Genomic DNA, 14,310 nt, shown 5'->3' with positions numbered 1-14,310 from the left:
CGGCAAGCACCGACGCCACGACCACCCGTCGCGACCCGTCACGCCCGCCCTTGCGGCTGCCCCAGCTCGAATCCGCCCCGCGCCGCGCCACCGAGGCCGAGAAGGCCGCGTTCAACGCCAACCGTCGCTGATCCGATTCCCTATAATCCGGCCTGATCGATCATCGATGCGATCTCGGCCGGCAACGCGGTTTCCGCCTTGGGCAACAGGCGGTTGAGCGCGGTCTGCACGCGTTTGGTGGCGACCTGATACGCCTTGTGCCGGATCGCGCGCGTCGCGTTCGTCCGCCAAGAGGAACTCTCACCGAGCAGCGCCTCCCATTTGGCCTCCTCGGCAGCGAGAATCGAGAGTGCGAGACGAAGCCCGTCCCGCCGTCCGCGTGCATAATCGTCGGACATCGCCGGCATCTCCATCATGCGCCCCCGGTCCCTGACAAGCGAGGTTCGCTTTGTCCCCCGACCACCACGAAATCTCCCCGTGATCAAGGGCTTGGTCGCATGCCGACCGCAGCGCGTGGCGTCGGGGTGCAATACAGCTTGCCGGCAGGGCCGTCTGGCCTAGTGTGCGGGCATGATTACTCGGCGCACTGTCATCGCTTCTTCTCTCGCCTTGTGCGCGACCTCGGCGATCGCCGCGGCGCCCGCGCGGCGTGGCCGGCTGAAGCAGTCCGTCAGCCGCTGGTGCTATCAGGACATGCCGCTCGACGCCCTGTGCGCCGCCGCGGCGCGCATCGGGCTGGATGGCATCGACCTGCTCCAGCCCGCCGAATATGCGGTGCCGCGCCGGCACGGACTGCGCTGCACCATGGGCTATGCCGCCGACATCATGACCATCCCCAATGGTCTGAACCGGCGGGAAAACCACGCGGCGATCGAACGGGCGTTCCGCATCGGTATCCCGCAGGCCGCAAAGGCAGGCGTCCCCAATGTGATCGCCTTTTCGGGCAATCGCCGTGGCCTGTCCGACGCGGAGGGCGCCGACAATACCGTTGCGGGGCTGAACCGTCTCAAGCGGATCGCCGAGGATCATGATGTGACGATCTGCGTCGAGCTGCTCAACAGCAAGGTCGACCATCCCGATTACATGGCCGACCACACCGCCTGGGGCGTGCGGGTCGCCAAGGAGGTCGCGTCGCCCCGCGTGAAGCTGCTCTACGACATCTACCATATGCAGATCATGGAAGGCGACCTGATCGACACGATCCGCAAGAACATCGAGTGGATCGGCCATTTCCATACCGGCGGGGTTCCCGGGCGGCATAATCTCGACGGCACGCAGGAGGTCGACTGGCGGGCAGTGGCGCGCAGCGTCGCGGATCTCAAATTCCAGGGCTATTTCGCGCATGAATTCGTGCCGGTCGGCGATCCCCTGACGGCGCTTGCCCAGGCGGTCCGGACCTGCACGGTGTGACCGAAAGCCGGACGGTCGACGCTTCGTAAGTGCCGGGGCCAGCGCTTGGCCCGGGACTCAGCGCATCGCGAGCTGCGTCGTCAGCGCGCGCGGCGTGATCGTCATCACCCCGTCCTCGATCGTGACACGTCCCAGCCGCGCGATCTCGGGCTGGCCGAGCAGCGTATAGGGCATGCCGCGCTGGCCGATGCGCATCGCCATCCGGCCCAGACTCTGCCCGCCGATCTCGACCGAGGCGACACGCGCGACGCCGAGCCGGGTATAGCCGCCGATGCCGATCGCGGTTTCCTCGCGCTGCACGGCACGGTCGGCCCCTGTCGCGCGCGCATCGTCCGCCGACAGGATGGTGTAGGCCGCGCCGGTGTCGACGATCGCACGGATGCGGACGCCGTTGACCATCATCGCCGCGACGAAATGCCCGCCCCAGGGATCGCGATTGATCCGCAGGACATGCGGCTGCCCGAAGGTCACGGGCTCGTCGAGGTCGGCGGGGTCGATCTCGATGCGGGGTGCAGGCGGCGGCGCATAGCTCACCGCGGCGACCATCGTCCGCTGCGGCTCGATGCAGGTGACGACGGTGCGCGACAATATGTGCCCCTCGTCGTCCTCGTCGGTCGTCTCGGTCGTGGTGATCACCGCCATGCCCGGCGTCGCCGTGCCGCCGCGCCAGGCCGTGTCGACGATGCGCGTCCGACCGTTGATGGTGGTGACGGTGCGCACGGTGTTCGCCGGGACGTCCTGGATCTGCCCGCCGATCGCGACGCGGACCTGCGCGGCGGCAGCGGTAGCGGTCAGCGCGGACGCCAGCGCGATCGCGAGTGCCCCTGCGCGGACGGTTGCTCTGATGCCCACGGCAGTCCTCTTTTCCTCGTCCACGGACATCCGTCCCGGAGGATCAACAGAACCCTAGCGGCAGTGTGTTTACAGTTGGTTAGCGCGGCAGGACGCGCTGCGGTCGATGTCGATGTCCATGGCGCTTGGCGGCGCGGGCGGTCCGGGATCAGGGGAAGCCCGCACCGCCATGCGCGCCGACCGCGGTCCCGGTCGAGTAGCTCGCCTCGCCGGATGCCAGCGCGACGAACAATATCGCGAGTTCCGACGGCTGCCCCGCGCGGCCGAGCGGCGTGTCCTGGCCGAATTCGTGCATCTTGCCCGGCAGCTGCCCGCCGGCGACCTGAAGCGGTGTCCAGATCGGGCCGGGCGACACGGCGTTGACGCGGATGCCCTTCTTGGCGAGTTGCTTGGCCATGCCGCGCGTCAGGTTCTGGATCGCCGCCTTGGTCGACGCATAATCGATCAAGTCGTCATTCGGATCATAGGCGTTCTGCGAGATCGTGTTGATGATCACCGAACCCGGCGGCATCGCGGGGATCGCGGCCTTCGAAAAGCGGAAGACGTGGAACACGTTGGTCTCGTAGGTGCGGACGAACTGTTCGTCGCTGATCTCCATGATGTCGGCCTTGGACTGCTGATAGGCGGCATTGTTGACCAGGATATCGAGACCGCCGAGCTGCGCGATCGCTTTCCTGACCGTATCCTCGCAGGCCTTCTGGGTGCGGATGTCGGCGGGCAGCAGCACCGCCTTGCGCCCCGCCTGCCGGATCAGGTCGGCGACCTCGCGCGCGTCCGGCTCCTCGCTGGGATAATAGTTGATCGCGACGTCCGCGCCCTCGCGCGCAAAGGCGATCGCGGCGGCGCGCCCGATGCCGCTGTCGCCGCCGGTGAGCAGCGCCTTGCGACCGATCAGCTTGCCGCTGCCGCGATAGCTCTGCTCGCCATGATCGGGGCGGGGGTCATCTTGCTGGCGAGCGCGGGCCAGGTCTGGCGCTGCTCGGGGAAGGGGGTGCGGGTGTACACGGTGCGCGGATCGCGCAGGCTGGGGGCGGGCCCGGTGGCGGAGGGCTCGGTCGATTGCACCCGCGCCATGCCCGGCGCAGCCGCGGCGGCAAGGCCGATGGCGGCACTGCCCAGGATGCTGCGGCGTGAGGTTTCACCGTTGCTCATGATCGGATCCTTGTCGGTGGTCGGGGTCGCCGGCGCGCTGGTCCCTGCTCGACGAACCGGCGCGCGGACCGTTCCATCGGCGCGGTCATCCGGTCCGACACCGCGGAAACCGCGGATGCCGAGCGGCGTTCATCCCCGATCTGCACCCGCGAGTATTCTGCCATGACCGACCGTCCCCGCATCATCTGCCTCATGACCGCGTCGGTCGATGGTGGCCTGCATCCCAGCCGCTACACCGACAGCCCGGATGGCACCGCCAAGGCGTGGACGCGCGCCTATGAGTCGCTGCACGAGCGCCTCGACGCCGATGGCTGGATCGTCGGACGCGTCACCATGGCGGAGATGGCGAAGGGAGAGCCGCGTGCGTCGACGACGGCGGACGCGCCCGCGCGACCGTCGCTGTTCCAGACGCGCGATGCCGCGTCCTTCGCGATCACGCTCGATCGCGCCGGCAAGATCCGCTTCGCCGGGCCCGACATCGGCGGCGACCCTGTGGTCGTGCTGCTCGGACGCGGGGTGAGCGACGCCCATCTCGCCGAGCTCGCCGTCAATGGCGTGTCCTACCTCGTGTCGGACAGCGACGAGATCGACCTCGCCGGTGCGCTCACAACGTTGCGTCGCGAACTCGGCATCGAAACACTGCTGCTCGAAGGCGGCGCCGGCATCAACGGCTCGTTCTTCGCCGCCGGTCTGGTCGACGAACTCAACCTCGTCATCGCCCCCGCACTCGACGGCGGCACCGATGCGGAGCGGATCGTCGCGGCGGGCGACGGTCTGAAGGGCAAGGTGACGCTATCGCTGCTCGGATGCGAACAATTGGCCGCGGGGGCGGTCAATTTGCGGTACCGGGTGGAGGCGGTCGGCTAAGCGCAGTCGGCGTACATAGCGGAACGGAATTGGTGCACCCGACTGGATTCGAACCAGTGGCCTCTGCCTTCGGAGGGAAGGGGTCCGTACGCAAAACCGCCGTTTATGGCTGTTTTTCAGGGTGAAAACCCGTGAACAGACCAAAAACATTGCACGAACAGAGGCACTTATCACCGGACCGTCACCGGGGATCGGGAAATGCGGTTCGCTACGTCCCCGTCGATCGGGTGGTAACGCGCGGAGGAGTGGCCGAGCCGCTCACCAGAGCGCCGCATTATCAAGGCCCACTGGCTGACGTTCCGCCTCAGGTTGCCGCCGCTCAGCTCAGCGAATTACTGGCATACTTCGGCTTTGATTGTGCGGGTGCGGCACTGCCCGGCCCAGTCGCGGGACTCCCTCGTGACGCGACCGGCGATGCCGATCGCAACGTCCTGGCGGCGATGCGCAGCGGGATTGTGTATCTGCATGGCCTCGCGACACGCCGCGCCCGCCAGCAGGTGGCAGCGTATGCAGCTGCCGAGGACTTATTGCTGCCGATCGTCGAAGAGATATTCGAGCAGCGCCGACACGCGGTCATCGCCGAAGCGGACGCACAGGCGCGCGCCGCACGAGTTGAGATCGAAGAGGAGGCAAAACGTGGCCGGCGTGCGGCGCTGGTTCAGCAGGTATATTTCATTGCCGCCGATGACGGCCCGATCAAGATCGGGGTAGCGAAGGATCCGGTTAAGCGGCTTGCCGCCCTACAGGTTTCCTACCCGACGAGGCTTGCGCTGCTCGCCACGACGGACGGCGGCTTTTATCAGGAGCGCCGGTACCACAGTCGCTTCGAGCAGCATCGTCTGCACGGCGAATGGTTTCGGCGCTGCCCCGCGATAACGAGCGAGATTGCCCGGCTAAACAAAGTCGTTGCCGCATGACCCTCGTCATCCTCGCGCTGGTCAGCTTCGTCCAGGTCTTCGCCCTCGGGTTCCAGAGCAGGAACGTCAACCACGGCAATTATGGATGGGCCGCCGGGACATCGTTCTTCATCGGGATCTCGCAGGCGGCGGTCTGGCGGCGCATCACCGGGCCTGACGCCGGTGCGACCGAGGCGCTCGTCTACGCCCTCGCCGGGTCGATCGCGATCGTCAGCGCCATGGCCGTCCATCAACGCTTCATTCGAAAGGCTGCTGCATGAGCATAGATATCACGAAGCCTGTCCGCACTCGAGACGGACGCAAGGCGACTATCATCGCAACCGATCAAATCGTTAGCGAAGGTGGCGGGTACATCTATCCGATCAGGGCGCGCGTCGAGCATCCGAATGACCCCCGTAAAACGGTCGAATGGAACTACCTCGCTGACGGTCGCTGGAAATCGAACGATCACAAAAATCACAACGACCTGGTCAACGAAAGCCATTGGCATCGCTGGCTTGGAGCAATCGCGGGATGGGCAGCGTGACACCGCTGCCAATTGACGAGCGCCGTATCACCAAGCTGGCGCAGGCTTGCGACCTGATCGAGGAGGAGCGGCCGCATGGTCCGTTCTGGAAGCTGCGGAAGGCCAAGGCCTATGCCGAGCTCGGAAGCGCCTGCGACCTAGCCGGCACCAACGCACGCCGCGCCCGCGATACCGCCGCATGACCGCGACCGCCCAGGCAATCGTCGCCGCACTGCGCCGCTCCCGCTTCCGGGTCGGCAATGAGGCTGACATGCAGCTGTCGATCGGGGAAGCGTTGACCGGCGCCGGCTTCGACCACGATCGCGAGCACCGGCTCAGCGCCGCCGACCGGATCGACTTCATGATCGGCGCGGTCGGCCTCGAGGCTAAGACCCGGTGCAACAAGCGGGCGATCTTCCGCCAGCTGCAGCGGTACGCCGAGCACGACGCGATCGAGGCGCTGATCCTCGTCACGGGCACCGCCATCGGTCTGCCCGCCGCCATCAATGGGAAACCGATCTATCTCGTCGCCACGGGGAGGGCCGCGCTGTGAAGACCTATGGAACGCTGACGCTCACCACCGATCACCGCGGACGGCCAGAGTGGGTGATTGACGATCTGGCGCCGCACGTCGCGATAGCGTTCAAGCGCCTTTTCCCGCGCGTGCCGGCGACATCGACCACGCTTCACATCAGCGACACCGACGAGATCCGCTCAGACCTGCGATGGTTCATGCTCCGCTACCCACTGGCTCACGGGGAGCAACAGGCGATCGAGGAGGGCGCGCAGCGGGTCGTCGACAAGATCGCTGAGCGCGATGCCATCCTGCTACCGACATGGTCCGCCGGCGAGGTGCCGGGGTTCCGCCCGGGAATGCAGCCCTATCTGTACCAAAGCCAGGCGGCGCGCATCGCGATCAACAATGGTGGGCTGCTGATCGGCGACGACGTCGGGCTCGGCAAGACGATATCGGCCGCGGCGACGTTGACGATGGGCGCACCACTGCCGGCCGCGATCGTCGTGCAGGCCCACCTCGCGCCGCAATGGAAGAAGCAGCTGGAGAAGTTCACGACGCTGCGGGTCCACGTCATCGGCGGCACCAAGCCGTACGACCTGCCGGCGGCCGACGTCTATGTGTTCCGCTATTCGAACATCGCGGGATGGATCGACGTGATCAAGACCGGGCTGTTCAAGACGGTCGTCTACGACGAAGTGCAGGAGCTTCGCCACGGACCGTCGACCGACAAGGGCAGGGCAGCGGCGATTCTGTCCGGTCGCGCCGAGCTGCGCCAGGGCCTGACTGCCACGCCGATCTACAACTATGGCGACGAAATTCATCAGGTCATGGAATACGTGCGCCCCGCGCTGCTCGGCAATGCCAACGAGTTCGCGCGCGAGTGGTGCAGCGGGCGGATCGTCAAGAATCCGGATGCGCTCGGCTCATATCTTCGCGAGACCGGCTACTTCCTGCGGCGCACTGAAGACGATCCGACAGTCGACGCGTCGATGCCACGGCCGAACATCATCGATTGGCAGGTCGAATGGGACAGCGGCGCGGTCGCGGACGACGAGGCCATCACACGGACCTTGGCAATGACAGTGCTGCGCGGAAGCTTCGTCGAGGCGGGCGCCGCGGCGCGCGAGCTCGATCTGAAGATGCGGCACATGACCGGAATCGCGAAGGCGCGATCGGTGGCAGCGTATGTGAAGCTGCTGCTGCGCGACACGCCGCGTGTGTTGCTCGCGGGCTGGCACCGCGACGTCTACGATGTCTGGAAGGGCGAGCTCGCCGAGTTCAACCCTGTGCTCTACACCGGCTCAGAGAGCGGGGCCGGCAAGGAGCGCAGCAAGGAGGCGTTCACGACAGGCGACAGCCGCGTCATGATGATCTCCCTGCGATCGGGCGCCGGGCTCGATGGGCTTCAGCAGCACTGCCGCGACGTCGTCTTCGGCGAACTCGATTGGTCGCCGCAGGTCCACTACCAGGTGATCGGCCGCCTGCGGCGCCCCGGGCAGCCCGATCAGGTTACCGCCCATTACCTGCATACGAACGAGGGTAGCGACCCGGTCCTGCTCGAGACCCTCGGCATCAAGTCAGATCAGTCGCGTGGGATCAGCGACCCCGGCATCGCTCAGCCTGCGAAGGTGTCCGACGACAGCCGGATCAAGCGGCTCGCGCAGCACGTCCTCGCCGGCACCGTCCAGGCCATCGCCGCATGATCATCGACACCCTCAATCCCCGATACAGGAGCGCGACAGCATGACCGATCGCCCATCATTTGAAGCGCCGATTGATCCAGCCGCTGGGATTCGCCCGCCGACAAACGAAGAGGCTCAGCGGGCGGCCGAGGTGCTGGCCGATAATATCCGTGGCGATCAGCTTTCGACCGACGGCTTCCTTTTCGTGAGAGCCGATCAGGCCGTCAGCGCGATGCTCGCTTATGCAGCTTCGGAGCAAGTCGACACCCATCAGTATGCGGTTGGAGACCTGACGTTTAAGCACGTCTTCCAAGCTGCCAAGCTGGTCAACATGTCCGACATGCAGGCGGTGCTCGACGCTGTCGAAGCTGCCCTTGCGCGGGCAGAGGCTAAGTGATGCGCCTCGCGCTCCTGACCGTTGCGGCCCTCCTGACGGCTTGCGGGCCCAGGGCAGATAACGAGCGCTACCTGGTGCGGGCCTGCGGTGACGGTACGCGCATTTACGCCGACGCCAAGGGCAAGAACCTTGAGTTCAGCTCTGCTTTGGCAGCTGGCAAGATCGCGCCAGACCTGACTGCGGATCAGGTCTGCAACGGGCTGACCGCGCCACATCCCCGACACCCTCAATCCTAAATGCAGGAGTGCTGCAGCATGACTAACAAAACTGAACAGCAAGTTGTGGCGGTGGCTCAGCAGGATAGAGAGGCCGCCGCGGCTGTTATATTCAAGCCAGAGGATGGCGAAGCGAGATTGGCAATGTTGCAAGGAGCCTTGGACGACCATTGTTTCGTTCAAGCCTTCGCTCGCCACCGGCCTGCCGCGCCGCCAGTGCGGTCCTATGCCGAGGGCGTGGAAGACGCTGCGAATGTAGCAGCGAAGGTGGCGGCTAAATGGGAAGCTCTTGCAGAGCACGACCCAAACCGCGGTGACGACCAGTTCTGGGAGGCTGGCAAGGCGGCCGCCGAACAAGTCGCTGCCGCGATCCGCCTCTCCCTCAATCTGGAGAACGCCCGTGGCTGAGAAGGATTTGTCCCCGCAGACGAAGGAGGCGTTCGCCGCGCTCGCTGCCGGTTACCGGGCCGTGGCGGCCGCTTTCGAGAAGGCCGGGGTGGAGATGGTAGAGAACGCGGGCAGGATCGCTGAAGCTCAGCGTGCCAGGCGGGCGACGCCGTTCGACCATGCTCGCGCGTTCTTGATGGGCAAGCGATGGACTGAGCAGGAAGGGGCGCACCTGAAAGAGATTATTGATCAGCGCACCGCATGGCCGATGAAGCCATGAACCGCGGCAATCGCATGCTGCGGCTGCGCCGCTACGATCAGTGGCCGCAGGAGCGGATGGGCTGGTTCATCTGGGAAGGCCCGTATGCCGGCAGCCACGCGAGCGGCAGCAACCCGCATTACCGGCGCGACATGCGGATGCAGTCGTGGCGGCGCCCGTTATGAGCGGCCGGAAGCGCTGGACCCACCTCGACCAGATGGTCGGCACCGGGGAAATCGAAACCGCTCGGTGCGCCTCTGGACCCATCGTGTCTCACGACATAGCTTGCTCTCTCAAGACGATTCGCAGCGGCCCTCTGCGAACATGCAAATGCAACGCAGACGGCGCAAACTGCAATTGCGAGCTTAGCTAGGATTTACCTATGGACCTTAAAACATTCATTACCGAAACTCTGGTCGGCATAGTGGAAGGCGTAGCTGACGCCCAAAAGCGGATTGCCGAGCATCATCCCACTGCAGCTGTGGCCCTACTTGATCGCCCAGCCGATGACGAAAATAGACCAAACCCGAACTTTAAAAGCGTTTCCTTCGACGTGGCGATTACAAGCGCGCAGGAAGAAACATCCGAGACCCGCGGTGAGGGGAAATTACGGGTTTACGTCATCAACGCCGGCATAGACGGTAAAGATGTCTCTTCAAACAAGTCGAGCTCGGCGAGCCGGGTCCAATTTTCTGTCCCGCTTCATCTCCCTACGATGCATTCGTCAGTGGAGTCTGATGCAACGAGGCATTCAGGTGATAAGGGCGGCCAAGCCATTGCTGCGTTCCGAGCAGACGCGGGACGACGCAACGCCTGACGTTCCCTGTCTAAGCCCCGAACTCAGGCCCTTCCTCATCAGGATAGAACGCGTGGGGATCGTAAACCGGTCGCTGCGCCGGCCGCGCCTGGCGGGGAGGCGGGCGTTTCGGAACATCGGGGACCGGATCGGGCAGGGTAGGGAGGCCGCCTCCGAACCGGATCCGGATGTAAGCGCCGCTTCCGTGCATCGCCTGGAAGACGGCGATCGCCTCGCCTTCCTTTATCCGCTTGCCGATCAGCGGAGCGCGCTCGGCGCTGACATAGCCCAGCTGGGTGCCGCGATCGCTGAAGATGGCAACGGCGTTCTCGTCGTATGGGTTGGTCGGCTCGAGCCGCAGCTCGACCGCGTCGCCGGGCGAACAGAGCATGCACTCCATACGCCGGTTGCTCTTGCTCTTGTCCTCGTTCGGGAAGTCGATGCCGACAATGGAGGTGGTCAGTTCGTCCATGGAGATAGTTTGCCCGAATCGGTCGCCTGCGCATAGCCTCGCCGAATGATGAGCGACCGGGAAGTATGGCTGAAGGCGTGGGACGTCGTCCGGACGCATGGCGCGCTGGAGTCTGCGCCTATTGTCGCCACGCTGCTGGATATAATGGGCGATGACCCACACACCTCCGATTGGGCGCGCGTTGCTGCGGCTGTCGATGCGATCAACGAAGGCCAGCTGCAATGACCGATCCAGCCCCCATGGACCTCGAAAACATGCGGTCCCTTGGTATCCGGACCATAGATCTGATCTGTGGCTGTGGACGGCATAAGGAGGTCAACGTAGACGCCTTTGCGGGGACCGAGGTTGGCGCCAGCGACGCGGGACAGTTCCATGGTGGGGAGGGTGAGCAACATCTAAGTAACCGCCTGCTGCTTAACGCTGGGCGTAGTGCTATGAACTTCCACTACAGCAAGGAAACGCAATGCTCTCTTGGCTTTTTCATGCACCGCGGCGAGCGGTGGAATGGTGGTTCCGTGAAAACCCCAAAGCGGTGCGCGCGAAATCGACCCACCCCGCCGGCGGTAGATGTCACAACTGCGGAGCAGACTGCGACAGCGACCAGAAGGCGTGCGAAGATTGCTTCGGAAAAAGCGTCTGGTGAGCCAGCGATGACCCGGTTCTTCCGGTGCGGGGAGTGCGGCAAGCGCCCAAAGACCGCGCGGCTTGGGCGGCTGCACCGCGGCGCGGCAGACTCGACGACGATCCGATCAATGAACTTGACCGAAGAGCGCTACCTGCCCGGGGACGAGGCGCTGCTGAATTATTAGGACCGACTAAATACTGCGACGTTCGCGGGCAGCCAACCCGCGGCTTCCAACTTTGCTGCGGCATTCATGATCCGCTTGGTCAACAGCAGCCAGTCGGGATAGGACGGTGCGCGGATCAGCTCAAACAGGTCCGCGCACCACGCAGCGTCGATTAAATAATTGCGTCATCTGGCCGGCGTCATGATTGCGTGCCGAATATGCGTATCCGCGGGTTGGCTAGGCCGAAGTCACATCACCGCGACAGGTGCGGGCATCTTGCGTGCTAGAAATTTCGTCGCGGCGCCTCGGATGATATTTTGGAGCGGCATCTCTAGGAAGCGATAGGAGATCACTGCGGCCGCCAAGGCGCTCGCGAAGGCGATGACCATTTGTCCCGGCCACGATATGCCCGCAGCGTCAGCAACCCGGCGAGCAGTGTCCATAACGGGCTCATGCAGCAGGTATAGCGAAAAGCTAATCGCCCCCAGTTGTCGAACTGCCCAGTTGCCGAAAACGAAAACGTGCAAAAGTGGTGTCGATAGAGAACGACAAGATCGAACATCCTACTACGAGCGCAATAGGAATATGCCCATAAACCGCGCCGTCGTGCTGCCAACTTTCCGAAAGCATCTCACGAAAATTCACGGGCGATAGTAGCAGGAAAACCACGGCCAATGTCGACGCGATTTGAACGAAGGACACCACAGCCTGACTCACGGCCTCTTCGACCATGCGCCGTCTAATAAGTGCGACAGCAATCCCAGTCAGAAAAATATGCAAATGGCTAAAAACCGTTATGCCTGGGAACACTGGCCGGGCCAAAAATATCAGAGCGGAAACGAACAGAACGGCGGGCAGGTATTTCACTGCTTTGCCGCTCGCAACCAGCCCCCAAATTCCCACGAAGACAAAGTAGAACTGAAACTCTGGCGGGATAGACCAAAAGACATGCGAGCTACCGACAAATAGCAATTGCTTAACGGTCGCCATTGCCGACATGTAGTAAATGAAATCGGGGCCCGAGAACTGGGAGATGAAAAACGCTGCTATGACGACGATATAGTAGATCGGCACAACGCGAGCGATACGGGCGATAAGGTATCGCACGATCGCAGGCCTATCCATTGGTTTCCACAGGTAAAGATGGCCCATCAGAAAGCCACTAAGAACGAAAAATAAGAGAACCCCAGCGGGTCCTGAAAACTGTGGAGTCGTATCGGTCAAACCGACCCGTGCAAGATGGGATAGGACGACTAGGACTGCTGCGCAGCCGCGAATTCCATCAAGGGCGGGTATGTGTTTGCCAATCATGGCGGAATGCCTGCCTCAGGCGAAAACCCGTGTCGAGTGAAGTATTTTTACAATTTCCTGACTTGGGACGATCTGCTGCCAAAGAGCTATAGCCGTGCAGTGTCAGTCTCAGGTTTTTGGTTTAAGGTTAACACACTTTTCTTTCGTTTATTTACAGCATGTTAATTGTGTCCCGATGAAAAACACCAGCATGATGGCCGGGAGGTGTAGGTGCTATTCTGGTTTCAGGCCTGCCTCCCTTTCGGCGTAGGCGGGGACCTGAAATCCCAGAGGGGAAACGCCCGGCCCTTTCGAACCGGGCGCCTTAGTCACATCGCGTCGTAATAGCCCGCGTGCAGCTTCGCGAGCGTGGCGTTGAACGTGCCGCCATTGGCGTCAGCATCCTTCGCACGATCGCGGCCGTACTCGGTCTTACCCTTGGCGGAGAGCTTCTTATAGCGTGCGTTCTCGGTCTTGCTCATGGTGCTTCTTCCTACTGTGATGGTCCAAGTCGACAATGGTATAGAGGCCCCCGAAGCACTCAGCTCCGAGGATCCCTATAAGCCTCCCGATGACTTGGTTATCGGGGGATGCGTGAAACGAGAGGGTCGGCTTGCCGCTGAGGCGCCATAGCTTCCGGAATTTCGACAGAAGCGGCGCGAGGAGCGGGGGTTGCTCGACGGATAAGAAGTTGATGTACCAGTCGCTCTCAGCGGCATCCCACGCGATCTGCGCGACGGGAGTCGGCCCCTGCCAGGCTATCAGGCAGGAGCCGGACTGGCGAAACTCGGTGCACCCGGTCATGGGCATCACCTCCTTTCATGCTGGGCGGTCAGCGCCCCGTCAGCTGCTCGACATAGCTTGAGGTCGGCGCCGTGAAGCGAGCGGCCTTGGGAGGGTCGATCTTGAAGATGTAGCTCTCGGGCCAGACGCGGCCGCCACCCCACCAGGTGATGCCGAGCAGGACGTCGCTGTTCACGCGCAGCGCCGCGAGAGCCTCGGCGCCGACTGCAGCGCACGAGGGCTTCATCCCGTAGTGCGAGGCGAACGCGCTTTCGGTGATGTAGGCTTTCAGGCCACGCCGGCGCAGCTGGTCGGCGAACTCGACAAACCCGCTCGTCTTTACGTCGCACTCCTTGCTCGTGCCGCTCGATCCCTTGTCGAAATAGCGGTGACCGTTGAGATAGGTGCGATTGAGCGGATCAAGGGGGCCGCTGGTATCGCGATCGAGCGCGCACCCAGCGCTCTCACAAGCCTTCCATGCCCCTTCCTTCTTGTCGAAGCGGAAGGTCGCCGACCACTGCGGCCATTCGAGAGCGATCGGATGCTTGATCCCGTTGGCGCGGAGGCCGGCAATGATGATCTTTGAATCGCGAGCCCACTGCATCCAGTCGTTCGTCAGCACCGGGTCGTCAAAGCCACGGGGCTCGTTGACCAAGTCGAGGATCACCGATCCGTCGTCGGGGAAGTTGCGGGCAAAGCCGGTCCAGAACGCGATCGCTTTGGCCGGCGCGTCCCATCGATAGGTATGGTTGTCGAGGATCACCGGCACGCCCTTGCTGCGCGCATAGGCGACGTTGACCTTGAGCTCGGCGATGCGTGCCGGCGTCATCCGGTCATCTTTGAACGGGTAGCGGATCAGCTTGAAGCCGTGGCGCTCGATATACCCCTTCCAGTCCTCGAGCGACGGTCGGATTGCGTCGCCGCCGCTGGCCTCGGCGCCCGACAGGTTCGCGCCGAACAGCGGGTCGGCGCGCGCGGTGTGGTTTGCAGGCTGCGCCGGGGTTGCCGGGGTTGCCGGGGC

23 protein-coding genes and 1 pseudogene are annotated in these 14,310 nt (G+C 63.6%); 16 read left to right on the top strand and 8 right to left on the bottom strand.

Going from position 1 to position 14,310, the window contains the following annotated elements:
* Nucleotides 1–140: 140 nt before the first annotated feature.
* Entirely contained in the window at nucleotides 141–416 is a 276-nt protein-coding gene (locus tag NI18_RS15090) for a hypothetical protein (protein WP_243845694.1), read from the bottom strand.
* A 154-nt stretch (nucleotides 417–570) separates the two neighbouring features.
* Here NI18_RS15090 and NI18_RS15085 point away from each other — a divergent pair, with 154 nt between their 5' ends.
* The gene (locus NI18_RS15085; protein WP_037531022.1) at nucleotides 571–1,410 is read left to right on the top strand and encodes a TIM barrel protein; all 840 of its coding nucleotides are present in this window, start codon (nucleotides 571–573) and stop codon (nucleotides 1,408–1,410) included.
* Nucleotides 1,411–1,467: 57 nt separating this feature from the next.
* On the opposite strand, the gene NI18_RS15080 is transcribed toward NI18_RS15085, so the two are convergent.
* Both NI18_RS15080 and NI18_RS15075 read right to left on the bottom strand, forming a co-directional pair.
* Nucleotides 1,468–2,262, bottom strand: a complete 795-nt coding sequence (locus NI18_RS15080) for a retroviral-like aspartic protease family protein (protein ID WP_031393912.1) — start codon at nucleotides 2,260–2,262, stop codon at nucleotides 1,468–1,470.
* A gap of 148 nt (nucleotides 2,263–2,410) precedes the next feature.
* Nucleotides 2,411–3,414 (bottom strand): annotated as a pseudogene (locus NI18_RS15075) (SDR family oxidoreductase).
* A 162-nt stretch (nucleotides 3,415–3,576) separates the two neighbouring features.
* Here NI18_RS15075 and NI18_RS15070 point away from each other — a divergent pair.
* From NI18_RS15070 to NI18_RS24455, 13 genes are all read left to right on the top strand, one after another.
* Complete coding sequence (locus tag NI18_RS15070) at nucleotides 3,577–4,281, top strand: dihydrofolate reductase family protein (protein WP_037531020.1); 705 nt, start codon at nucleotides 3,577–3,579, stop codon at nucleotides 4,279–4,281.
* Nucleotides 4,282–4,526: 245 nt separating this feature from the next.
* Nucleotides 4,527–5,198: a GIY-YIG nuclease family protein gene (locus NI18_RS22465; protein WP_052149229.1), complete on the top strand. Its 672-nt coding sequence runs from the start codon at nucleotides 4,527–4,529 to the stop codon at nucleotides 5,196–5,198.
* Nucleotides 5,195–5,458, top strand: a complete 264-nt coding sequence (locus NI18_RS15060) for a hypothetical protein (protein WP_037531018.1) — start codon at nucleotides 5,195–5,197, stop codon at nucleotides 5,456–5,458. The genes NI18_RS22465 and NI18_RS15060 overlap by 4 nt, the downstream gene beginning before the upstream one ends.
* Complete coding sequence (locus NI18_RS15055; RefSeq protein WP_037531016.1) at nucleotides 5,455–5,724, top strand: hypothetical protein; 270 nt, start codon at nucleotides 5,455–5,457, stop codon at nucleotides 5,722–5,724. The genes NI18_RS15060 and NI18_RS15055 overlap by 4 nt, the downstream gene beginning before the upstream one ends.
* On the top strand, nucleotides 5,721–5,906 hold the full coding sequence (locus NI18_RS15050) for a hypothetical protein (RefSeq protein ID WP_157840548.1): 186 nt from the start codon (nucleotides 5,721–5,723) through the stop codon (nucleotides 5,904–5,906). Before NI18_RS15055 ends, NI18_RS15050 begins: the two co-directional genes overlap by 4 nt.
* Nucleotides 5,903–6,256 carry a hypothetical protein gene (locus NI18_RS15045; RefSeq protein ID WP_037531011.1) on the top strand — a complete coding sequence of 118 codons (354 nt, stop codon included), beginning with the start codon at nucleotides 5,903–5,905 and terminating at the stop codon, nucleotides 6,254–6,256. The genes NI18_RS15050 and NI18_RS15045 overlap by 4 nt, the downstream gene beginning before the upstream one ends.
* The gene (locus tag NI18_RS15040) at nucleotides 6,253–7,923 is read left to right on the top strand and encodes a DEAD/DEAH box helicase (protein ID WP_037531009.1); all 1,671 of its coding nucleotides are present in this window, start codon (nucleotides 6,253–6,255) and stop codon (nucleotides 7,921–7,923) included. Before NI18_RS15045 ends, NI18_RS15040 begins: the two co-directional genes overlap by 4 nt.
* A 40-nt stretch (nucleotides 7,924–7,963) precedes the next feature.
* On the top strand, nucleotides 7,964–8,299 hold the full coding sequence (locus NI18_RS15035; RefSeq protein WP_037531007.1) for a hypothetical protein: 336 nt from the start codon (nucleotides 7,964–7,966) through the stop codon (nucleotides 8,297–8,299).
* A complete protein-coding gene (locus tag NI18_RS15030; RefSeq protein ID WP_037531005.1) occupies nucleotides 8,299–8,535 on the top strand; it encodes a hypothetical protein in 237 nt (78 codons plus the stop codon). Before NI18_RS15035 ends, NI18_RS15030 begins: the two co-directional genes overlap by 1 nt.
* An 18-nt stretch (nucleotides 8,536–8,553) precedes the next feature.
* On the top strand, nucleotides 8,554–8,922 hold the full coding sequence (locus NI18_RS15025; protein WP_128082248.1) for a hypothetical protein: 369 nt from the start codon (nucleotides 8,554–8,556) through the stop codon (nucleotides 8,920–8,922).
* Nucleotides 8,915–9,181 carry a hypothetical protein gene (locus tag NI18_RS15020; RefSeq protein WP_037531001.1) on the top strand — a complete coding sequence of 89 codons (267 nt, stop codon included), beginning with the start codon at nucleotides 8,915–8,917 and terminating at the stop codon, nucleotides 9,179–9,181. Before NI18_RS15025 ends, NI18_RS15020 begins: the two co-directional genes overlap by 8 nt.
* Entirely contained in the window at nucleotides 9,163–9,345 is a 183-nt protein-coding gene (locus NI18_RS24460) for a hypothetical protein (RefSeq protein WP_128082247.1), read from the top strand. The genes NI18_RS15020 and NI18_RS24460 overlap by 19 nt, the downstream gene beginning before the upstream one ends.
* A 197-nt stretch (nucleotides 9,346–9,542) precedes the next feature.
* Nucleotides 9,543–9,977: a hypothetical protein gene (locus NI18_RS24455; RefSeq protein WP_128082246.1), complete on the top strand. Its 435-nt coding sequence runs from the start codon at nucleotides 9,543–9,545 to the stop codon at nucleotides 9,975–9,977.
* Between the two features lie 10 nt (nucleotides 9,978–9,987).
* Here NI18_RS24455 and NI18_RS15015 read toward each other — a convergent pair whose 3' ends face one another.
* Entirely contained in the window at nucleotides 9,988–10,428 is a 441-nt protein-coding gene (locus NI18_RS15015; RefSeq protein WP_037530999.1) for an HIRAN domain-containing protein, read from the bottom strand.
* A 45-nt stretch (nucleotides 10,429–10,473) separates the two neighbouring features.
* On the opposite strand from NI18_RS15015, the gene NI18_RS15010 reads away from it, so the two are divergent.
* Together NI18_RS15010 and NI18_RS25770 are read left to right on the top strand one after the other, a co-directional pair.
* Nucleotides 10,474–10,653, top strand: coding sequence for a hypothetical protein (locus NI18_RS15010; RefSeq protein ID WP_037530996.1), 180 nt, complete (start codon nucleotides 10,474–10,476; stop codon nucleotides 10,651–10,653).
* A complete protein-coding gene (locus tag NI18_RS25770; RefSeq protein WP_198527028.1) occupies nucleotides 10,650–11,237 on the top strand; it encodes a hypothetical protein in 588 nt (195 codons plus the stop codon). The genes NI18_RS15010 and NI18_RS25770 overlap by 4 nt, the downstream gene beginning before the upstream one ends.
* A gap of 227 nt (nucleotides 11,238–11,464) precedes the next feature.
* On the opposite strand, the gene NI18_RS25120 is transcribed toward NI18_RS25770, so the two are convergent.
* The 4 genes from NI18_RS25120 to NI18_RS14995 all read right to left on the bottom strand — a co-directional run.
* Nucleotides 11,465–11,605 (bottom strand): hypothetical protein, encoded by a 141-nt coding sequence (locus NI18_RS25120; RefSeq protein WP_157840546.1) that lies wholly within the window; start codon nucleotides 11,603–11,605, stop codon nucleotides 11,465–11,467.
* 85 nt (nucleotides 11,606–11,690) lie between these two features.
* Entirely contained in the window at nucleotides 11,691–12,527 is an 837-nt protein-coding gene (locus tag NI18_RS15005) for an acyltransferase (RefSeq protein WP_084215230.1), read from the bottom strand.
* A gap of 308 nt (nucleotides 12,528–12,835) precedes the next feature.
* On the bottom strand, nucleotides 12,836–12,988 hold the full coding sequence (locus NI18_RS25115; protein ID WP_156360493.1) for a hypothetical protein: 153 nt from the start codon (nucleotides 12,986–12,988) through the stop codon (nucleotides 12,836–12,838).
* A gap of 350 nt (nucleotides 12,989–13,338) precedes the next feature.
* Nucleotides 13,339–14,310 (bottom strand): cellulase family glycosylhydrolase (locus tag NI18_RS14995; RefSeq protein ID WP_037530991.1); only part of this gene is annotated, 972 nt, incomplete at its 5' end.

This window comes from Sphingomonas sp. Ant20, assembly GCF_000783375.1.
Taxonomy (GTDB): Bacteria; Pseudomonadota; Alphaproteobacteria; order Sphingomonadales; family Sphingomonadaceae; genus Sphingomonas; species Sphingomonas aerolata.
Note: the sequence above shows the minus strand (reverse complement) of the source record. Positions and strands in the feature narration are given on the sequence as shown.